This window comes from Nitrosopumilus zosterae (assembly GCF_025998175.1).
GTDB classification, from domain to species: Archaea; Thermoproteota; Nitrososphaeria; order Nitrososphaerales; family Nitrosopumilaceae; genus Nitrosopumilus; species Nitrosopumilus zosterae.
In genome coordinates this window covers 1147069-1166306 of record NZ_AP026695.1, presented here as the reverse complement: position 1 = coordinate 1166306, position 19238 = coordinate 1147069, and the positions used below count along the sequence as shown (strand labels likewise).

Here is a 19238-nt window from a genome sequence, read left to right as displayed (position 1 = left end):
AAACTATCTCTCGATTTCTTCTTTGATACTGCGCATGGCTTGTTCGGTTCCACTTTTGATGTGGTTTTTAATCATACCTGTAAACATCCCCATCATTCCAGTTAATTTTATGTCCCAGATTGTTTTTAGTATGGTATTCTCTCCATTTGGAATGATGAGTACAATTTTTTCGCCATTAATGATTCCTTTAGTGAACTTGGCTTCAATTCTATTTTTAGGTTCTAGTTTTACTTCTTGCAGGCATTTTTGATCTCTAAATGCAATGGTAATCTCTCTTTTGATTATGTTCCCTTCCTTTGATAGATTTTTGACTCCTTTTGTTCCCTTCCAAAATCTGGGTTCATTGTCAATATCTGATACTATCTCCCAAACTTTGTCTACTGTGGAATTAATTTCAACTTCTACCTCAATTGTAGCCATGTGCAAAGTCAATTCTTCCGCATTAAATATATTAGATTCCAACTGCATTGCAAATAGACTGTGATGGGCAACATGCCTAAAATCCGGAACAGTAACTCCAGTTCCAATGGCGTTTGCCATTCTTCCGTCACAGTCACTTAAAATTTGAAAAAATATGAAACCCACAAAATACATGCCAAAAATTGAAACGTTGGACGGTGCTGGTTTTTGGAAAAATGCTTATGCTCATCAACGTGGAAAATTATTAAAAAAAGTTAATGTCCCCGAAGATCAAATAATTGAAATGGTTAACAAAAAGTACATGGATCTTCCTGCTGCATTAAGATATGAAATTGAAACTAGTGGAATCAATAAAAAAGATCTACAGTAAATGCGAATTTATTTTAACAGGAAGAATAAGTGAGTGATATGTCCAATGTGTCATATGACGACTTTGCAAAGCTAGACATTAGAGTTGCAAAAATTCTTGCAACAGAACCTATTGAAGGTAAATCAAAAATTATCAAAGGTTTAATTGATTTGGGAAATGATGATAAACGGGATGTGATAATTGGTGGGGCACAATATTATCAACCTGAAGATCTTGTTGGAAAAACTGTGATTGTCATTGCAAATCTAGAACCAAAAAAAATGGCAGGTGTTGAATCAAATGCAATGTTATTGGCAGCTGATGTTGATGATAAACCCTTTTGGCTAACAGTAAATGAAGATGTTCCTCTTGGCAGTTCTATAAAATAATTTTTTTAAAATCTAGTCTGTTTCGTTTCTTTCATCTGTATTTTTAAAATATGCCCTTTAAGACACTTTTTCAGCATCATATCTTCTTGTTTCAAAATTTGTATGATGACAATTATACTTATAAGTAAATTATAGAAATTAATGAAAATAGATTTGATTTATGATTAATCATAAATCATTAGGTTTTTTTCTTCTAGTAATGCGTGCAAGTTGTTAACTGATCTGTAAACGTCTGGTTCTTGTTTAGCTCCTGTGCAGACAAGCTTTCCTGATGAAAATAACAAAATCACTGTCTTTGGATCTAACATTCTGTGAATAAGTCCTGGAAATTGCTCAGGTTCGTACATGCTTCTAGGCAATGTTCTTGCTGCTTGCTCCAAATGAATTTTTCCACCTAGATTAATAGATGCTACAATATTTTGAATTTGTACAGTTGCATCTTTTTTTACTTTAATTCCGCCTTTTCGAAGTTTTTGCACAACTGTCTTTACTGCCTTTCTCGCCATCTCTTCAGATTTGGAACCAGTACATACCATTTTGCCTGAAGTGAAAATCAATGTAGCCGTCTTTGGTGTCTTTAATCTAAAAACTAGTCCTGGAAATTGATCAGGGTGATATTCTACATCTGGAAATGTTTTAGTGATCTCATTCAAGTCCATCTTCTGGTCTACAGAAGCTGAGGCTACAACGTTTTCCACGCTTACAATTGGTTTTGTTTGTGGCATATTCAGGTTTTTTGTATTTGAACTATAATAAAAGCACTCGCCAATTTTTTTGCCTCTACACCCATTTTTTTCTGATTTTGGTATGTCTTTTGGTCATAGGACGAATCATTTAATTTAGATTTGAAGATCGATGAGTTTAGTGAATTTTACAAGTTTTGATTTTGATCAGATTTTTGCAATGGGTGATGACACAAACCCTCTCATGATGTTAATTTGGATTCTACCTATTTTCTTTTTTGTGTTTTATGGCCAACGCATTCAACTCTATGTCACATCAGGTGAAATCAAAAAAGGAATTGCTAAACTTGATGGTTTTAGAAAAGAATCTAGAGATGAATTAATTAATTATGTAAAGATAACCTTGAAGCCTGTAGATGATCCAACTACAAAAATTGACCGCTTCATTGATTATTTTACAATTATGCCTGTTGATATGGATCCTAATGGAATTGTAGACAAAGTACGACATATTGTAAGGTCTAGAGAAGATTACACTAGGGAACATGTAAGGTCGATTTCTCCTCAGATGAATGATATTGAATTGACTCGAGTTCAAACTTTACTTGAAATTGCATCTTCATTACAAATGATTTACAAAGTTATTAATCACATGTATCTTACTGCAAAAAAACAAAACAACTATCCATTAATTTTGCCTTTGCAGATGATTCTTCCTTTTATAATGGAACAATCTGAGGCCATGAAAGAAGCAATTCCCGTATTTAAAAAAGGACAACCTGTGGGTGATGGAATTGGTCCGATGGTTGTTGGAATGATGATGTTAAAACATCAAAAAGAGACAGTTGCATTTCAAACTGTTCTAGCAAAATCTGAATTTAATGGAAGGAAATTATTTCTCTTAAAGGCTGAAGGTCCTGGTTCTACAGTTGGAAGACCTGCTGACGGTTTGGAAAAAATCATTTCTGAAAATAAAATTGATGCAATTATTATGATAGATGCTGCATTAAAAATGGAGGGTGAAGATTCTGCATCCGTGGCACAAGGATTTGGGGCTGCAATTGGTGGAATGGGAATCGAAAAATTTGAAATTGAAGCAATCGCTACATCCAAAAACATTCCTATATTTTCTATAGTTGTCAAGCAATCAGTTAAAGAGGCAATTACACTTATGACCAAAGACATTGCATACAAAGCAGATGATGTGTGCTCACAAGTTCATGAAATGATTCAAGAAAATACTATGGAGGGACAATCTATAGTCATAATTGGTGTGGGAAATACTGTTGGTGTACCGCAATGATGTTCTCAAAGAAAAAAATCACTTTGGACTATACTGTTGAAAAATGCTCAAATTGTGGAATGCAAAGAAAAAGGAAGTTCTCTGATGGTGATGTCTTATTTGCTGAGTGTTCAAAATGTGATTCGTGTGGTGAAATGTGTTTAATTGAGAAAATTTTTGGTGAAACTCTGGAGCAATAATTCCGTTATTCAGTTCTGAATTTTAAATTACAAGACGGACAAAACCACGTTGTTGTCTCTCCTTGTTCTTTAAACAAAAATCTGCCACATTTGGGACATGGTCTTACTTCTTCACTCATTTTTTATATGTTCATAGAGCTCTTGTTGTTACTGTGACGCCGTCTTCTAATGGGATGAATGTGTGTTCTGCTTGAGCAACTCGTTGCTCATTTACTTCGATCAGAATTGGATATGCTTGAACTGCTTTCTTTTTAATCAAAACATTCAGTAATTCTCTTGCTTGCTTTTCTTCCCATTCTTTCGTTATCCATCTCAATGCAAATGGTAGCATGTTAAAATTCTTCCAGATAAAATCAAGTAGTCTATCTGCCTCTGCGTCTTTCGTTTTCTTTCGTGAATTAATGGCAAAAATATTTTTTATTTGTCCATTCCTGACGAATCCTCCTCCTTGTTCAGTTGTTACAAATGGCTCACAAGCATATGCCGAATTTTCTGAAAGTGAAAATCCTCCAATTGACCAAATATTTGGAATGGATTTTCCTGCATGTATTGTGTACTGCTCTAAAGAATGACCACTGAGATTAGCTATTGGCTTGTAGCCTCTTTGTTTTATTGTAGTCTCAATAGTTCGTCCAATATCACTTGCTTTTACTCCTGCTTTTATCATGGACATCGCATTACCTAATGCTTCCTCTGCAGCTTGCACTAGCCCGTCAAACTGTGCATCATAGCAAACAGTTACTGCTGTATCTGCAATGTATCCGTTAATTTGAGCACCAAGATCAATTTTTACCATATCTGTATCTTTGATTGTTATTGGATCATTTGGTTCTGCTGTGTAATGAGCTGCAATTTCATTAATACTGGCATTTACTGGAAATGCACATTTTGCTCCTCTTTTTTTGATCTCTCCTTCAACTTCTTCACAAATTTCATACACTGATTTTCCAATCCAGTCTTTTATCCTGACCTTCTCTCTTACTTCTGCTGCAATTTTTCCTGCTTTGAGATAATCTTCTAGTTGCACATTTTTGCTCATTGGATTGCCTTTAAAATGATTATCTTGATCACATATCTATATGGAAACCAACATGAGAACAAGGTTTTAAAAAAATGATCCATTTTAATGAACAGATTTGTTTTCTGATTGTTTGGTATATCTCAAAATTAATTTTCAATAAAGCCGTTTTGTATTAGTGCTGTTAATCCATCAAAAAATATTTTATCCACAAGTTTTCCATCTTGCCAAATTAATGCACGATTTTTAAACCAAATTGGAATTTCTGAAGTTTCTGGTTCCAATTCCATTTTATTTGCATCAAATGGCACATAATTAAGAACTGTATAAAATTCATCATCTTCCTGAATAATTTTTATTTTGTCATCCTTTTGTTTAATTGAGTTGTTTTTTTCCTCACTCACAATTACAAATCCATTTGAAATCAATAATTGAGTAGTTTTAATTTCATTGTTGTTTTTTATTGGCACATCCACAATTTGTTGAACTAACTCTAAATACATTTGATCATCGATTACTCCTTTTATCCACCAATTAGTGATATTCCGTAGTATGTCTTTTACTACTTGTGAAGAATATAGATCATCTGGTAAGTATTTTAATGATTTCTGATTAACTATTTCTTTTACCGGAGACAACACCGAATAACCTTCTCCTGAAATATCTGAACGAATTATTGAAATCATTTTATCACATTCATCTGCTACAACTCTCTTAACACATGCATCATAATCTGATTTAAAATCCAACATTCTTGTTATTGACTCTGAATTGTATCCATAATACGATAAAATGAATTGGGATAATTTTTCAGATAATGACCAAGGAAATTCAACATTATCGTACGCAGAACTAAATTGTGGTGGAATGGTGATCATGATTACATGGTTATTCATTCTGTCTGAACCAAAATGTGCGTATAATCCATTATATCCATATTTTTGAAATAATTTTTGTCCGATTCTTTCATCAAAAACTAGAATATTCAAATCAACATTGTCTGAAAATGAGTTTTCAAAATATTCTCCCGAGTACAAACATGTAGTTCCAAATCTCTGGTTGTTGATTTTATACATTGAAAAATATTTGTCAATAATTCCAGAAATATCTTTAACTTTACGATCTTCAGACACATTACATCCTGTTTTGTCTGAAAGATAAATTACCTGCCAAGAAAAACCTTCACCAGTTGTTTGTCCATGTATTGGAGTAATAACTAACGTAAAAAGTAACATGACTACTAAAGATGAGATAAGAATTTTTTGATTCTTCATTTCAAACATCTTGTTATTTGTTCTATGTCATATGGTTTGTAGATTACATCTGTTGGTTTTACTTTGTGTAGTTTTTTATTTGTGGCCGAGGATTTATCTGCTGTAACCATGATTATTTTGGCTTTGGGATCTATCTTGCGAATTTGTTCTAGAACATAAAATCCATCAAAATCAGGCATCATGATATCTAAAAATACTGCGTCTGGACGTATTTTCTTAAATGCCTCTATTGCTTTTTTTCCATCGGTGCATGTTTCTACAGTGGATACTCCCTTAATTTCCAAATAATCTGCAAAAATATTTACTGCATCTGGATCATCATCTACTACAAGTATTGTTGATTCTTTTTCATGTTTCTTTTCTTTTTTGCTATTGTCTTCTATAGAAACATCCTCACCTGATTCCCATAGAAATTCACACAAACTTTGCATGTTTTTGATTATATCATTTGAATTTGTGACCATTACTGATTCTTCATTGGTATTTTTATTTACTTGCGATGATGTATTTCCTGACATTAATACCTGGGCTTTACTACATAGTAATCGTCCTGGTGAGGGAAGAGTGACAATTCTAAATTTATTTATTCCCAATCTTTGAATGTATTCTAATTTTGTTGATAATTCCGGACCTGTCATCAATTTGATTTTTGTATTTTGTTTAGTTGCTTTTTTTATTGCCTCTGGAATTGAAGTGTAATACATTCGAATTATATCTGAAAGTGTCACTACGATGTACAATCTGTCTTTTGTCTCTTCAATTATTTTTGTCATCTGATCATATATGTTGTTTCTATTAGAAACAATGGTTAATTTTGGTAATCCAATTTGTGGTTCATGTAGTTTCAGACGTGATAAAATTTTTAAGAACTGCGAACTGTTTTTTTCCAAATGTTCTACTTTTTGTTTTTGTTTTAAAATAATATCCTTGAGAATCATTTCTGGATCATTAGCTGAAAATTTGATAGGTGATGATAGTGTGGACGTTGCAAATCCTAAATTTTTTAAATTCTCTAAAATTTTATAGGTTCTCACCCTATCGATTTTTGTAAATGCACTAATCTCACTTGCTTTGACTGAGCCTAATTGAGCTAATCCCACATATGTCTGTGCTTCATCTTCCTCTAATCCAAAATCGCGAAGAATTGATATTTCATCCCGCTCTTCTTTTTGATTAAGTTCCTCTTCTAGGGAGATATCTTGAACTTGCATATGATGAATTTTACATCTTTTTTGCTATATCATTAGATGTGTTTACAATATTTACAAACAATTTATGTACATTTCCAAAAAATGGTGACTAGAAATATGATATCTGTGATGAAGTTATTCTGTGATGATAGCTTACTTTTGACAAGCTACTCTTTAGTTTTTAAAATCAGGCATTAATCTCATGAAGATTAGGACCAAATTGGTACTAGAAATTATAGTTTTGTTTGCACTTGTTGGCATGATCTCCTTTGTTTCTATAATGAATACAAAACAGCTACAAGATACATTTTCAAGCATTAATAGTGAAACCCTTCCTATATTGGACACTTTAAAGAACATGCGTTATGCATCAACTCAATTGTCTGCTATCACTATGGAAATTGTGTTGATTGAAGACGAGACTAGAAATGTACAAGAGAATGAGTATCGTGAATTAGAAGAGATACTTGAAATTAATTTCTATAGGATTGAGCAAGCAAAATCTCTGTTTAATGATGCATTTTCAAAATATTCTAATATTATGTCAAAAAATTATCCTGATGAAATTAATCATACTGAAGAATTGGCAGAAAAATGGAATGAAATGTTATTTGTTTCAAACAAAATGATTCAAACAAAAACATCCGGTATTTCGGGAATTACGATTCTAAATTTGAACAAAGATTTTGATTCTTCATTTGATGCAATGAATGCCGAAATCGATCGTGCTATTACATTAACTTCAGGAAACATTGATCAAAGACAAATATACATTGACTCTCTTGTGTCTGAAGTAACTTGGAGCATTGTGGTCGCATTAAACATGTTTGTCTTGACTGCATTAATAATTCGATTTTTAATTTTAAGATCCATATCTAACCCTCTAAATAAAATTCGACAAGTTACACATTCTATTGCGAAAGGGGATTACGTCATGTATCCTGTAAAAGGAAATGATGAGATTTCGGAACTAGGTAAAGATGTCAACATAATGTCAAAAGATCTTGCAGAATTACATAAGAAAATAGTTGAGAAAGAGCGATTGTCCTCTATTGGCAGTTTGGCAACTCGTTTTGCACATGATATCCGAAACCCGCTATCAGTAATCAAAAATAGTTTTGAAATTATTGAAATTAAAACGAAAAATACTCTTGATGACGGCATGATTAAAAATTTCGAAAGAATAGGAAGAGCTGTTGAAAGAATAACTCATCAAACAGATGATGTTTTAGATTTTGTTAATGTCACTGAATTAAAACGTGAAAAACAATCCCTCTTGAGCATTCTCAAATCAACAATAAAAAATATAAAAATTCCTTATGGCGTAAAAATTATTCTTCCAGAAAATGATGCTGTAATTTTATGTGATCCGTATAAACTTGAAATTATTTTCACTAATTTGATTAATAACGCATGTTATGCAATAAATAATGATGGCCAAATAGCATTTAGAATTGTTGAAAATGATGATGATGTGTTGATTGAAATTGAAGATTCCGGAAAGGGAATTCCTGAGGGTGAAATTGATAAAATATTCGAACCACTATTTACTACCAAACAAACTGGTACTGGTCTGGGATTATCTAGTTGTCAGAGTATTGTGGAGGCACATGAAGGTAAAATCTCTGTAAGGAACAATCCTACCACATTCTCTATCTTATTACCAAAAAATTCTCGAAATCATCAAATTCCAATAAAAAAAGAGTATGCAAAACTAAAGGAAGGGCACATCGCAACTAAGTAATGTCTTAGCTTATTCTGGAATTCCCGAAAATGTTTGTAATGGCATTACAGACAGAAGTTCATTATCTATTCTATTCTTATAATATCTACATTGAAGACTCAACCTAGTACACGTTCTAGAATTCTATTCTTATCTTTGTCAATTCTACTCTTAACATGGAGTTTTGCAGGTTCGACTCCTGTATTTGCAGATCCTGGAAACGGCAATGGCGGTGGAAACGGCAATGGCGGTGGAAACGGCAATGGCGGTGGAAACGGCAATGGCGGTGGAAACGGCAATGGCGGTGGAAACGGCAATGGCGGTGGAAACGGCAATGGCGGTGGAAACGGCAATGGCGGTGGAAACGGCAATGGCGGTGGAAACGGCAATGGCGGTGGAAACGGCAACAATAATTCCAATGAACAGAAGGCAGCTGACAAAGCACAAAAGGCAATTGAAAAGGCAGAAAAGCAAGCTCAAAAGGCAGTAGATGACGCAATTGAAAAGGCAGAAAAACTCACTGCAAACACATTTGGCAATGATAAATTAATTGAAGATGCAATCATTCAAGCAGTAGATGAAATTATTGAAGAATCATTTCAATCAGATCCCTCATTAGACAAAACTGAACACAAAGTCAGTGATGCTCAAAAGGAATCTCAAAAAGGACATCTAGTAAATAAAGTCATATCAATGATGGCTACAAAGGATCTTGATAAGCAATACAAAGGAAAATCCCCTGATGCCAAATACCGCGCAGAACTTGCAAAAATTGAATTACAACTAATCAAAGATACTCAAAAAGTAAAATTAGAATATTTTGAAAAGATTTTGGATGCAAATCCTGGATTGACCATAGAGGCAGATAACATCGAAGATAAAGTCAAAGAAGTATCTTCTGAAATACAGAATGAAAAGACTCCTGGATTGTTGGTAAAGAAAACAGACAAGCAAGTACGAAAACTACTCCAAAGTGAAAATCCTGATGAAGATGCATGGAAATTTGGAATTGATTCACAAAACGGCAAAACAAGAATTGTTTTAGAATTATCAAATACAGATCCTGAAACTATTGAGAAAATTCAAAGTCTATCTGATATTGAAATACAAGGAGACAATTTAGTCCAAATTACCACTGATATACAAAATATCCCAAGAATAAACTCTATGATGGATGTTACAAAGACTAGAGCAACCACCAACCTATCTGATTTCACTAGAGATTCATTTGAGACAGTAAAATCCCCCTTCCTCAACTCTGATATTGTTGTCAAAACAATAGGTGATGTAAAATATGCAAACCTTGTTCAATTAAGCAGCGATACGTCCGATTCCGTTACAAAATCCGATTACACTTATCCAATTTCAGAGGGTGTGTTCACTATTAATGCCGACATTGTACACAATTCAGGAATTACTGGAAAAGATGTCCAAGTTGCAGTACTTGATATGATATTTGATACCGATAATCCAAAAATTTCCGATAAAATAGTAGATTTTAAATCCTTTAGAAACTCCTTTGAGAACTCTATGATTTCTCAAACTATAGCCCAAGGAGAAACTACTAGTCACGGAACCGCAGTAGCCGAAATTATTTCTGATGTTGCACCAAACGCTGAGTTACATCTCTATGAGATGAATACTGATGTAGAGTTTGGTCGTGCAATTGATGAGGCTATTGCAAATAATGTGGATGTAATTGCAATGGCTGCAGGATGGCCTAATCTCCCAACTGACGGTTCTAGTCATATTACTAAGAAAGTCGAAGAAGCAATATCTCATGGAATTACAGTAATTGTGCCATCTGGTAACTTTGCAGAAAAACACTGGGAAGGAACATTCTCTGATGGTGATCTTAATACATGGCACGAATTTGCAGAAGATGATGAGGGCCTCTCAATTACAGTATCTGAGTCTCAACTTAATGACCACGTACCAATCATGCTCTATCTAAACTGGAATGATGGACTTGGAGATTCATCTGACTTTGATCTGGTACTAGTTGATCCATTAGGACAAATTGTAGACTATTCTGCAAACACCCAAACCAAAGACTCTCAAAAAATTGAAAGTATCTTCTTTATGCCAAAAATGGCAGGAATATATGCCATAGGAATATCATCCGTAGGTGAATTTAAATCTCTTTCAGATGTACCAACTCATTCTTCCTTGGAATTATTCTCAGTGAATAACAGCATTGAATACCCTATATCTTCAGGAAGTGTTGTGGTTCCATCTGATGCCAAAGGTGTAATTGTAGTTGGTGCAGTAAATAATGTTGATGGAACCTTGGAATCATTTAGTTCCCATGGGCCTACAAATAATGGACTATTAGTTCCAAGTGTGGTGGGACCAAACGGTGTAACTACAATTGCGTATGGTGGTAACTTGTTTTATGGAACATCAGCCACTACTCCTCATGTTGCAGGCATTGCAGCACTAATGATTGATGCAAATCCTGACTTGTCCCCTGAACAACTATTACATAACATCGAGCGAAACGCAATTCCAAATTCACACGGAAACAATCCCAATGAGTATGGATTTGGCTCAATTGATGCAGCGTTTATTATAAACTAGTTAGAACTTCACAATTAATTTTAATTGAAATATAATTATTTCATAACTTGTAATTTTTAGAATGGTTTTATGTCCTCTGAAATGTGTGTAATCTGATTACAAACAAGTCTATACTAACACGATCTGATATGATATAGTAATGACAACATTAACGACAACTGAACATTCTGGAATTAAACTTCTAAGTGTGATGGTAATTGCTGGTGTAGCCTTTTCTGGCATGACTTTTTTTATGTTAGGTGACGGATTTACATCATCTCTACTTTCTGATAAAAACTACGAAATGCTTTGCAATACCGGATTATGCTTTGATCCATCCTCTGCATCATTTCCAACTGGTCTATTTATTCAACAGAACCAAGGATTTGATTCACAAATGATTGGAACAAATACTGATAGCTTCTCGGCATTTAGAGCTGTAAAAACTTCTGTTTCTGACATTCAATTCACCGAAAATTCTGCAATCCTTTTCTCTTCAAAAGATAGTTTTGTTAGAGAAGGATTACAAACATCAAATGAAGGTTCCAATAAAGTTCTACGAATAATGGGCACTGGTCCTACTACCAATCGTGCACTCATTGGTTTTGATGAAATACAATTGGGAACTGCACTAGGTGATAAAACATTGGATTCTGCAAAACTGAAAATCTTTGTAGTGGATAATGATGGCCAATGGCAAGAGGGACAATCAGTTACTGTTCGCAGTTTAACTGAACCATGGCAAGAAGGAATTGGCTCTAATGCTCCATTTGGAAATTTCATTGGAACCCAAAAAGGTGTTACATGGAATTGCTCCTCTGAAGATAACTGTGAAAATTGGAATGGTGGAAGTTTTAAGGCCACAGTTGCTGACACAGTAGTTATCTCAAATGATATGTCTGGCAAATGGATAGAGTTTGATGTTACTGAAGATATCTTGGCATATCTTGATGGTACTCCAAACTATGGCTGGATTATCATGAAAAGCGATGAAGACTCTTCGGGTAGAATCAACATTGCGGCACGAGAGACACAAGATAATATTCCTCAGTTGGAACTGACTTTCACATAAAACCCAACTTTTTTCTTATTTTTCTTTATTCAAAAATTCTTCATATCTATTTTATTTAATAGAGGAATTTTACTTACGAATCGTTTATCTGTCAAGCTTAAATTGGGCAACTTTTACGATTTACTGGGATTGTGGTCTAGCTTGGTATGATTCTGCGTTTGGGACGCAGAGATCGAGTGTTCAAATCACTCCAATCCCACCATTATCTTATTATCAAATTAATAACTAATCTACTTGCCGAGCAATGAGGAAGAGTTAGAGAATTGACTTTGATATGAAGTAAACTAATGGCTCTGAGCTCCGGCATATTTTTATGAATTCTTTTAGGTGTTATTTTTATTGAAATTTGAAAGACGCGACATTTTGCTAATTGCAGGATTCCTGCTTTTTATGATTGGCCTGATCCCATTTATGGCGCCAGTTTATGCTGCTCTAATTGTAATAGTCATGTATTTTGGAATCAAGGTATATGTGGGAAAAAAAAGGCAATCAATCCAAAAAGATGTTGGGGAGGGCATTTGTTTGGAATGCGGTTCACGTATTTTTAATAAAAAATGTCCGAATTGTGACTATTCTAAAGAATAATTCCTACGTATGCCTTAATAGAGAAAAATCGTAAAATTTTTCGTGTTTTTAAGATATATGACTTTAACAACAAGCTCAACTTTTCCTCAATTTCATTCTAAAAAGAGTGCTATAATCAATCAAATCAGGAGAAAACCATGAAAAGCAATCTGTTTTTAGTATTATCTTTGTTCTTACTTGTTGCACTTGTTGTTCCCGTATATGCTCAAACAAATTCTGAGCATGTGGTGATAAATGAAGTTGATATCAATCCTCCTGGAAACGATGCGATATCTGTATCTGAATGGGTAGAACTTTACAATCCTACTAATTCTAATGTTGACTTGAGTGGTTGGAAAGTTGCATCAACTACTGTTCTTAAAAAAACTATGACTATTCCTAGCGGAACTATAATTCAACCTGGACAATTCTTGACCTATTCTTATCAAAGTGTTTGGTTTACTGATTCAAATGAATCAGTTGAACTACTAGATAAAAATGGGGTTGTGATTGACAAAACTCCCTTACTTGCTGATATTCAAAATGATTTTAAATCTTGGCAGAGAATCTATGATGGTTATGACTCTGATAGTTCTGATGATTGGAAATTTGTAACATCCACTGCAGGTTCTTCAAATGGTAAGCTTGTAGAGACTCAAGATTCAGATGAAATTACGGTCACTCTATCTACTGATAAATCATCATACCTGTTTGGTCAAACTGCAACAATAAAGGGTAGCGTATCTGAAGAAGTTTTTATTGTTAAACCCTTTTTCCAATCGGAACCAATCAAAGTAAATATTTCTGGGCCTGATTATTCGCAATCTCTTACTTTGTATCCTGATTTAAATCTCAATTACAAAACTTCTCTAAACTTACATCAGGTTCTGGGAATTAATGAAGGGGAATATACAGTATCAGTTTCATATGCAGGTTCAACTGCAAAAACTAATTTCTTAGTTGGCTATGAATTGGCGGAACAAAAAACAAAAGGAGATTCTTCTCTTAGTATAATTACTGATAAATCTCAATACATTCCAGGACAACTGGTTTCAATAACTGGTCTTACTTCAGAAACCATTCCGTTTGAAGGAATGAAAGTAACTGTGAAAGATCCTCATGGCAAAGTTGTCTCAAGTGGCAATTTGTATCCGACAAAGGATAAATTTTCAACTAGTTTATTCTTAACAACTGTAAGTCCAGTCTATGGTACATACGAGGTATATGCTGAATATTTTGACAAATCCGCATTAGTGACTTTTGAAGTAATCAAAGATGTAAAAGAAGATAAATTAATTTCTCTTTGGACTGACAAGGAAGTTTATGGATTAGGAGAAACTGTTACTATTACTGGAAGGTTAAATGATAAATGGGTAGATTCATTTAATTTAGAAATTGTTCAGACAAAGAATCTTTCATTAGGAGGTACTACCGGTGGTGGATCCACATTAAAAATCCTTGATGTAGTACGATTAGATGGAGACAGTAAATTCCAATATTCATTTAAAATTCCGCAAAGTGATTCGCGATTAGGCGGTTATTCTATAAATGTCAACAAAGATATTGGTTCTGCAACCAAATTCATCCAAGTGGTAAAAGATCCTTCAACATATGTTAAATCAAACGTTCCTCTTACCGTCTTTACTGATAAACCTCTATATGATTTTGGAGCCGACAAAAAACTCATTATCACTGGTCAGATAGCTAATACCGTTTCCAGAGCAAGTTTCGAAACTGCTCCTGTTAAAGTCACAATTCTAACAGAAGATGGAAAACCGTTACAAATTACTGGTTCTGCCAATACTGGGAACCTTTCTACCCGCGGTGTTTCAATTGATTATGACTTTACTGCCATTCCTGAATCATCAGGAATTTTTACCGTAACTATTGATCTGAACAAACTGATTTTCTCTGAAGGTAAATATGTCGTTAAAGCTCAATATGAGGGACTATTGGCAACTAATAGTTTTGAAATTGCCAATTCCCTTGATTTGAAAAGTGGTGCTATCATTTCTCTTGATAAAGAAGTATATGGATTAGGTGAAACAGTACATCTTACAGGAATTCTTCCTCCAACTGGTGATCGTTCTGTAGTTATAACAATTACCAGACCTGATGGAACTAGAACTGATTTAGGTGCAACTGTACATGAACAGCGATTCACATTTGACTGGAAAATTCCCATCGCTGAAAAAACTCAAAATCTAAAAACTGATGTCAAAGAAAGAGATGTAACAAAATCCAATTTTGGAATATATAAAATCAAAATATCTACATCTTCAGAAAGTAAGAGTCTCTTTTTCAAAGTCTCACCTGATCCTCAAAATGACTCTCTGTCAAAAACTCCTGTTTTTGTAACAACTGAAAAATCCCTATACAAAACAGGTGAAAAACTAAAGGTCACTGGAAATATTATCAAAAGGGTTCAGGGTGATCAAGGCCTTGTGGTACCTGAGCGAATCTTAATAAAAGTTCTTGATGGCACTTTTCCATATAAACAAATCCATGAATCATCCGTTTACCCAACACAAGGCGGTGACTTTTCAAGCCTATTTGACTTGCCCGCAACCGTTTTTCGCGAGGGAAGTTACACAGTAAAAGCCCTTTATGGAAATGCCATTGCCAGTTCAACATTTACAGTAGTAAATGATTTTGCATTCGGTATTGATGCTCCATTGTCTCTTTTACTATCTACTGATAAATCTGAATATTATCCTGGAGATGTTGTAGTTATTACTGGAAAACCAAACAAGCTAATTTATCTAGAAAAGTTTGAAGTCAGTGTTGCTAAAAAAACAGGTAACGAGATAACATGTGGATCTTTTATTTGTGGTAAAAATTCTGGACCTGTAACTACAATTCGTCCTAGTTCATCGGGCTCTTTTACCTATCACTTTACAATCCCTTCAGATGCCTCTGCAATTGGTTCATACGAAGCATTGGTTGATGCAGATTTTGAAGCAAAATCCATCAAATTCAATGTAATTGAAAAACCAAAAATTCCAAAAGTAGACACAATAATTGAGAAAGAAAATAGAGTTGCTGAAAATATGATTTCTGTTTTTACTTCCGAAAAAATTGTTAACGATGTAACTATTGCACCTCGAGTCTTTTCTGGTTCTTTGATAACTCCGACTAGAGGTGATGAATCAAGTGTTAACATCAAAGTTTCCACTGGTACTGGAATTTGTATAATTGGTCCTGATACTGAATGTCTAGTTAGTGAATCTACTCGAAAACCTGGACAAATCTATGATGTGGTGGAAGTTGATGGAACTGTTCTAAATGTACGATATAGCGGTCCTGATGTACGATTAGAAAAATTTAGTATTTTGCCTGAATCTGCTGATGGATTCTTATCTGACGCTAATTGGGATGTGGAAATTATCAAAGATGATCAAGCTTCGCGATTCTACTACAAAATAACATACAAAACACTAGAGTAAATTCAAAATACTCTACGTTTTACCATTAATCAAAATGAAGTTACAAGTTTTGATGTTTTATCAAGATGATCCTAAAAAATGCACAGCTGCTAAAATGGTGAAATTTGGACTTGCTCAAAATATAACAAAAATAGGGGCCAAAGGATTAGTACTGGATCCTTTTTCTGAAAAAACTTTGCTTCCTAAAGATAAGTTTTTGATTAATTCGATTGTTGGCATTGATTGCTCTTGGAATCTTGCAGAACATGCCTTCTCAAAAAAATTCAACGGTATAAAGAGAAAACTCCCTCCTCTGCTTGCTGGAAACCCCGTTAACTATTCAAAACTAAATAAACTCACTACCGTTGAAGCTCTGTCTGCAACATTGATAATTCTCGGATTTAAGGAACAAGGTTTGGAACTGCTTGACAAATTCAAATGGGGGCATACATTTTATGAACTCAACCAAAACCTCTTTGAAGAATACGCCCGACTTGAAAATGAACAACAAATCCAATTGATTCTCAAAGATTATGGTCTGGAATGATGTCTTTTCTTTATGATGGTTATGATTCCAATCACTGATATTAATGGAATAATCCAATACCAAAGATCTGTCTTGTTTTCTGAAACATCAATATTTGTATCTGCACTTTTTGGTAATTCTACTTTATCTTTGGTTATCATAAAACTTGATTCATAAAAATCTGGTTTTAAAACCGAATTTGAAATTGCAAATATTTTGATGTTGTTTGATCCAATTCCCAACTCATTTGTAATTTCAGGAGGTATGTTAATAGAAATACTGTTTTTATCTAATTTGAATGTCTTTGATGATATCATATCTCCTTCACTGTTTGTTAAAAAGTAAAGTATTCCATCTGAATTTTCTGTCTCAACCACGAAATTTATTTCGTTTCCTCTTTGAAAAATATCTTTCATATCTATTTTCTTTATTTGTGGAAATTTTGGTTTTTCAAACTGCTCCCATTTCCCAATTTTAAATGGATATGAACCATCTTTGAATTCTTTAACTGTAATTGTTCTTGATTCCGGAGAGTATGATTTTAAATAAAATGGTCCATTGCTAATTACTGCATGATTATTAGTTTCAATCCATTTAATTGATGCATCGTATCTGTTTTGAAAATACTCTGAATTCCTTTTATTCTCTTTTAGAGATTCTGGGATATAGTTTGTATCTTTGAATTCTTGTAAATAATTTTTAATGGTGTTTGCATCATTTGGAATAATTAATGACAACCAGTTAACATTTTTGCTAGTTGCACCAGATCTTGAAAATGATGCTTTACCATCAATCACTGCTTTTTCCATAGCAACCGAAATTTCCCATGGTATTGAACTCCATAGCAATGACCATTCTGCAATTTCTCCTTCATCAAAATGCCAATAATCTACATAGACTTCCACTGTGTCTTCATCAATTGGATTTATCCCCTTGATTGTCTGGATACTTTGAGCAGCTCTTGGTGTAAATTCGGTATCAAAAGTTTTATCATTCTTATCCGTCTGTGTTCCCCATTCTATTGTAAAATACAATGAGTACAAAATATCATTCATATCCATTTTTTGTCCATTGTGCCAGTCACTAAATTCAAAATCGAATGTAACTTTGCTTGTTGCAAGCGTGTTTGGTTCTACGTTCATCCATTTCTGCAATGCAGGATTCCACATTATTGATTCATTAGGAATCTTTATTTTATCATCTGGCCCGGAGGTTTCAATCTCCCAATCTGCTCTAACTGGAATTGTTTCGCCAGTAAATGGGTGTTTGAATGTTCCAGGATCTGAAATTATTCCCCAAATCTGTCTACTATAACTATCAGTTAATCCCATTATTGGATTCCACGCCCCTTGATAGATTTGCTTGACACCAATAACTAACTCCTCACCATCCCCTCTTGCATTAATTGGTGTGAATCTGCTTGGAATCCCTGCACCAAAATCATTTACTACTCCGTTAATTTTCTCATTTGTAACATATTGATCAATTTTACTTGCCAAAAAAACTCTAACTGATTCATTAATTCCTTCAACAACAGCTTCTTGAATTAACTCTGATCTTTTTTCTGATGAATCAAAATCTCCAGTGTAAATTTTCTGAGTCAGCATATCTAATTTCTCGTTCTTGTAATTCCAATATGTTGGGTCATTAAACCCCGGCATATTTGAAAACCATGGAGAGTACATTTGACCTAATCCTACTGAATCATATTTTACAAATGCAGAACGCACCCATCCCTCAGTGTATAAATTCCATTTCAAATCCGAAGGATTTGAACCGTACACTATAACAAATGCTTTGTTAAGATCTCCAAAATCTTTTTTGACTGTAAATCCCATTCTTTCTAGTTCTCCTGATAATATCTCTCCAATAGATTTTCTTACAGGATCATCACTTCTGATGAAAATTGTAGTTTCTATTGGGGTGTTTGCAAATTCCCATTTTCCATCTATCTTAATTGCTCCTTTTTTGTTTAATTCCCTAGTGATTATCTCGTCTGCTAATGTGGGGTTGTATTTGAAATTAAATGACTCTAGTTGTTTGATTATAGTAAGATATTCTGGATCTGATGGGCTATAGTACGAAATGATGGGTGAGCCATACCCTCCCATCAATTCATTGACGATTAATTTTCTGTCTACCAAATAATTTAGGGCAAACCTGATTTCTCTATTTGAAAAAGGATTGAATTTTTCAGATTCTGCAGGGTTTACAAGAATACTGTATGATCCTCCTGTAGAATCAAAAACCTGTAACCCTTCTCTTGATTGAAGGTTTTCTAATCTGTCTGATGAAATTCTATAATAATACATGTCTAGATTTCCATTTCTTACTTCCTCTAATGCTGTGTTTTCATCCATATATTGAATAAATTTAACTGAATCAAAAAACGTATTTTTTTCTGCAAATGATTCATTGTACGTCAAGGTTGCAATTGAAAGAGCTAGTAGAATTACTAGCAATTTTTTCATATTCTTACATTGCAAAGCTTGTAATAAAATCTATATCATAATTACTTACAATTAACAGTATTCTTAAAACCTATATCTACCCATGAGCCAAAA

General features: G+C 33.9%; 16 protein-coding genes and 1 tRNA gene. 11 read left to right on the top strand and 6 right to left on the bottom strand.

Going from position 1 to position 19238, the window contains the following annotated elements; all coding sequences use genetic code 11:
• Window positions 1-3: 3 nt before the first annotated feature.
• Entirely contained in the window at window positions 4-540 is a 537-nt protein-coding gene (locus OO712_RS07065) for a type II toxin-antitoxin system RatA family toxin (protein WP_225866805.1), read from the bottom strand.
• 52 nt (window positions 541-592) lie between these two features.
• Here OO712_RS07065 and OO712_RS07060 point away from each other — a divergent pair, with 52 nt between their 5' ends.
• Together OO712_RS07060 and OO712_RS07055 are read left to right on the top strand one after the other, a co-directional pair.
• Complete coding sequence (locus OO712_RS07060) at window positions 593-790, top strand: hypothetical protein (RefSeq protein ID WP_225866804.1); 198 nt, start codon at window positions 593-595, stop codon at window positions 788-790.
• A 38-nt stretch (window positions 791-828) separates the two neighbouring features.
• Window positions 829-1158, top strand: a complete 330-nt coding sequence (locus OO712_RS07055; RefSeq protein ID WP_109876136.1) for a tRNA-binding protein — start codon at window positions 829-831, stop codon at window positions 1156-1158.
• 164 nt (window positions 1159-1322) lie between these two features.
• Here the strand turns inward: OO712_RS07055 and OO712_RS07050 are convergent, their stop codons facing one another.
• Complete coding sequence (locus OO712_RS07050) at window positions 1323-1883, bottom strand: TATA-box-binding protein (protein ID WP_109876135.1); 561 nt, start codon at window positions 1881-1883, stop codon at window positions 1323-1325.
• A gap of 130 nt (window positions 1884-2013) precedes the next feature.
• Between OO712_RS07050 and OO712_RS07045 the strand changes: the two genes are divergently transcribed.
• Both OO712_RS07045 and OO712_RS07040 read left to right on the top strand, forming a co-directional pair.
• Window positions 2014-3144: a DUF1512 domain-containing protein gene (locus OO712_RS07045; RefSeq protein ID WP_109876134.1), complete on the top strand. Its 1131-nt coding sequence runs from the start codon at window positions 2014-2016 to the stop codon at window positions 3142-3144.
• Window positions 3144-3323 (top strand): hypothetical protein, encoded by a 180-nt coding sequence (locus OO712_RS07040; protein ID WP_109876269.1) that lies wholly within the window; start codon window positions 3144-3146, stop codon window positions 3321-3323. The genes OO712_RS07045 and OO712_RS07040 overlap by 1 nt, the downstream gene beginning before the upstream one ends.
• Before the next feature lie 130 nt (window positions 3324-3453).
• Here OO712_RS07040 and map read toward each other — a convergent pair whose 3' ends face one another.
• The 3 genes from map to OO712_RS07025 all read right to left on the bottom strand — a co-directional run bounded on the left by map (window position 3454) and on the right by OO712_RS07025 (window position 6826).
• Window positions 3454-4350, bottom strand: a complete 897-nt coding sequence (gene map, locus OO712_RS07035) for a type II methionyl aminopeptidase (protein WP_109876133.1) — start codon at window positions 4348-4350, stop codon at window positions 3454-3456.
• A 140-nt stretch (window positions 4351-4490) separates the two neighbouring features.
• A complete protein-coding gene (locus OO712_RS07030; protein WP_146195967.1) occupies window positions 4491-5576 on the bottom strand; it encodes a hypothetical protein in 1086 nt (361 codons plus the stop codon).
• A 35-nt stretch (window positions 5577-5611) separates the two neighbouring features.
• Complete coding sequence (locus OO712_RS07025) at window positions 5612-6826, bottom strand: response regulator (protein WP_109876131.1); 1215 nt, start codon at window positions 6824-6826, stop codon at window positions 5612-5614.
• A gap of 199 nt (window positions 6827-7025) precedes the next feature.
• On the opposite strand from OO712_RS07025, the gene OO712_RS07020 reads away from it, so the two are divergent.
• From OO712_RS07020 to OO712_RS06990, 7 genes are all read left to right on the top strand, one after another.
• On the top strand, window positions 7026-8549 hold the full coding sequence (locus OO712_RS07020; protein ID WP_264953652.1) for a sensor histidine kinase: 1524 nt from the start codon (window positions 7026-7028) through the stop codon (window positions 8547-8549).
• A gap of 90 nt (window positions 8550-8639) precedes the next feature.
• Window positions 8640-11108: a S8 family peptidase gene (locus OO712_RS07015; RefSeq protein ID WP_264953651.1), complete on the top strand. Its 2469-nt coding sequence runs from the start codon at window positions 8640-8642 to the stop codon at window positions 11106-11108.
• 139 nt (window positions 11109-11247) lie between these two features.
• Window positions 11248-12159, top strand: a complete 912-nt coding sequence (locus OO712_RS07010) for a DNRLRE domain-containing protein (RefSeq protein ID WP_109876129.1) — start codon at window positions 11248-11250, stop codon at window positions 12157-12159.
• Window positions 12160-12284: 125 nt separating this feature from the next.
• A tRNA-Pro gene (locus OO712_RS07005) sits at window positions 12285-12361 on the top strand.
• Window positions 12362-12498: 137 nt separating this feature from the next.
• Complete coding sequence (locus OO712_RS07000) at window positions 12499-12744, top strand: hypothetical protein (protein WP_160049186.1); 246 nt, start codon at window positions 12499-12501, stop codon at window positions 12742-12744.
• A gap of 137 nt (window positions 12745-12881) precedes the next feature.
• A complete protein-coding gene (locus OO712_RS06995) occupies window positions 12882-16169 on the top strand; it encodes a lamin tail domain-containing protein (RefSeq protein ID WP_109876128.1) in 3288 nt (1095 codons plus the stop codon).
• 34 nt (window positions 16170-16203) lie between these two features.
• Window positions 16204-16695, top strand: a complete 492-nt coding sequence (locus OO712_RS06990) for a DUF367 family protein (protein ID WP_109876127.1) — start codon at window positions 16204-16206, stop codon at window positions 16693-16695.
• Here OO712_RS06990 and OO712_RS06985 read toward each other — a convergent pair.
• Complete coding sequence (locus tag OO712_RS06985) at window positions 16680-19145, bottom strand: ABC transporter substrate-binding protein (RefSeq protein WP_109876126.1); 2466 nt, start codon at window positions 19143-19145, stop codon at window positions 16680-16682. The two genes, OO712_RS06990 and OO712_RS06985, sit on opposite strands and share 16 nt — an antisense overlap.
• Window positions 19146-19238 lie beyond the last annotated feature (93 nt).

Excerpts from the sequence above, each read along its gene's own strand:
- OO712_RS07065 (WP_225866805.1), bottom strand. The coding sequence starts at position 540 with ATGGCAAACGCCATTGGAACTGGAGTTACTGTTCCGGATTTTAGGCAT.
- OO712_RS07060 (WP_225866804.1), top strand. The coding sequence starts at position 593 with ATGCCAAAAATTGAAACGTTGGACGGTGCTGGTTTTTGGAAAAATGCT.
- OO712_RS07055 (WP_109876136.1), top strand. The coding sequence starts at position 829 with ATGTCCAATGTGTCATATGACGACTTTGCAAAGCTAGACATTAGAGTT.
- OO712_RS07050 (WP_109876135.1), bottom strand. The coding sequence starts at position 1,883 with ATGCCACAAACAAAACCAATTGTAAGCGTGGAAAACGTTGTAGCCTCA.
- OO712_RS07045 (WP_109876134.1), top strand. The coding sequence starts at position 2,014 with ATGAGTTTAGTGAATTTTACAAGTTTTGATTTTGATCAGATTTTTGCA.
- OO712_RS07040 (WP_109876269.1), top strand. The coding sequence starts at position 3,144 with ATGTTCTCAAAGAAAAAAATCACTTTGGACTATACTGTTGAAAAATGC.
- OO712_RS07030 (WP_146195967.1), bottom strand. The coding sequence starts at position 5,576 with ATGTTACTTTTTACGTTAGTTATTACTCCAATACATGGACAAACAACT.
- OO712_RS07025 (WP_109876131.1), bottom strand. The coding sequence starts at position 6,826 with ATGCAAGTTCAAGATATCTCCCTAGAAGAGGAACTTAATCAAAAAGAA.
- OO712_RS07010 (WP_109876129.1), top strand. The coding sequence starts at position 11,248 with ATGACAACATTAACGACAACTGAACATTCTGGAATTAAACTTCTAAGT.
- OO712_RS06995 (WP_109876128.1), top strand. The coding sequence starts at position 12,882 with ATGAAAAGCAATCTGTTTTTAGTATTATCTTTGTTCTTACTTGTTGCA.
- OO712_RS06990 (WP_109876127.1), top strand. The coding sequence starts at position 16,204 with ATGAAGTTACAAGTTTTGATGTTTTATCAAGATGATCCTAAAAAATGC.
- OO712_RS06985 (WP_109876126.1), bottom strand. The coding sequence starts at position 19,145 with ATGAAAAAATTGCTAGTAATTCTACTAGCTCTTTCAATTGCAACCTTG.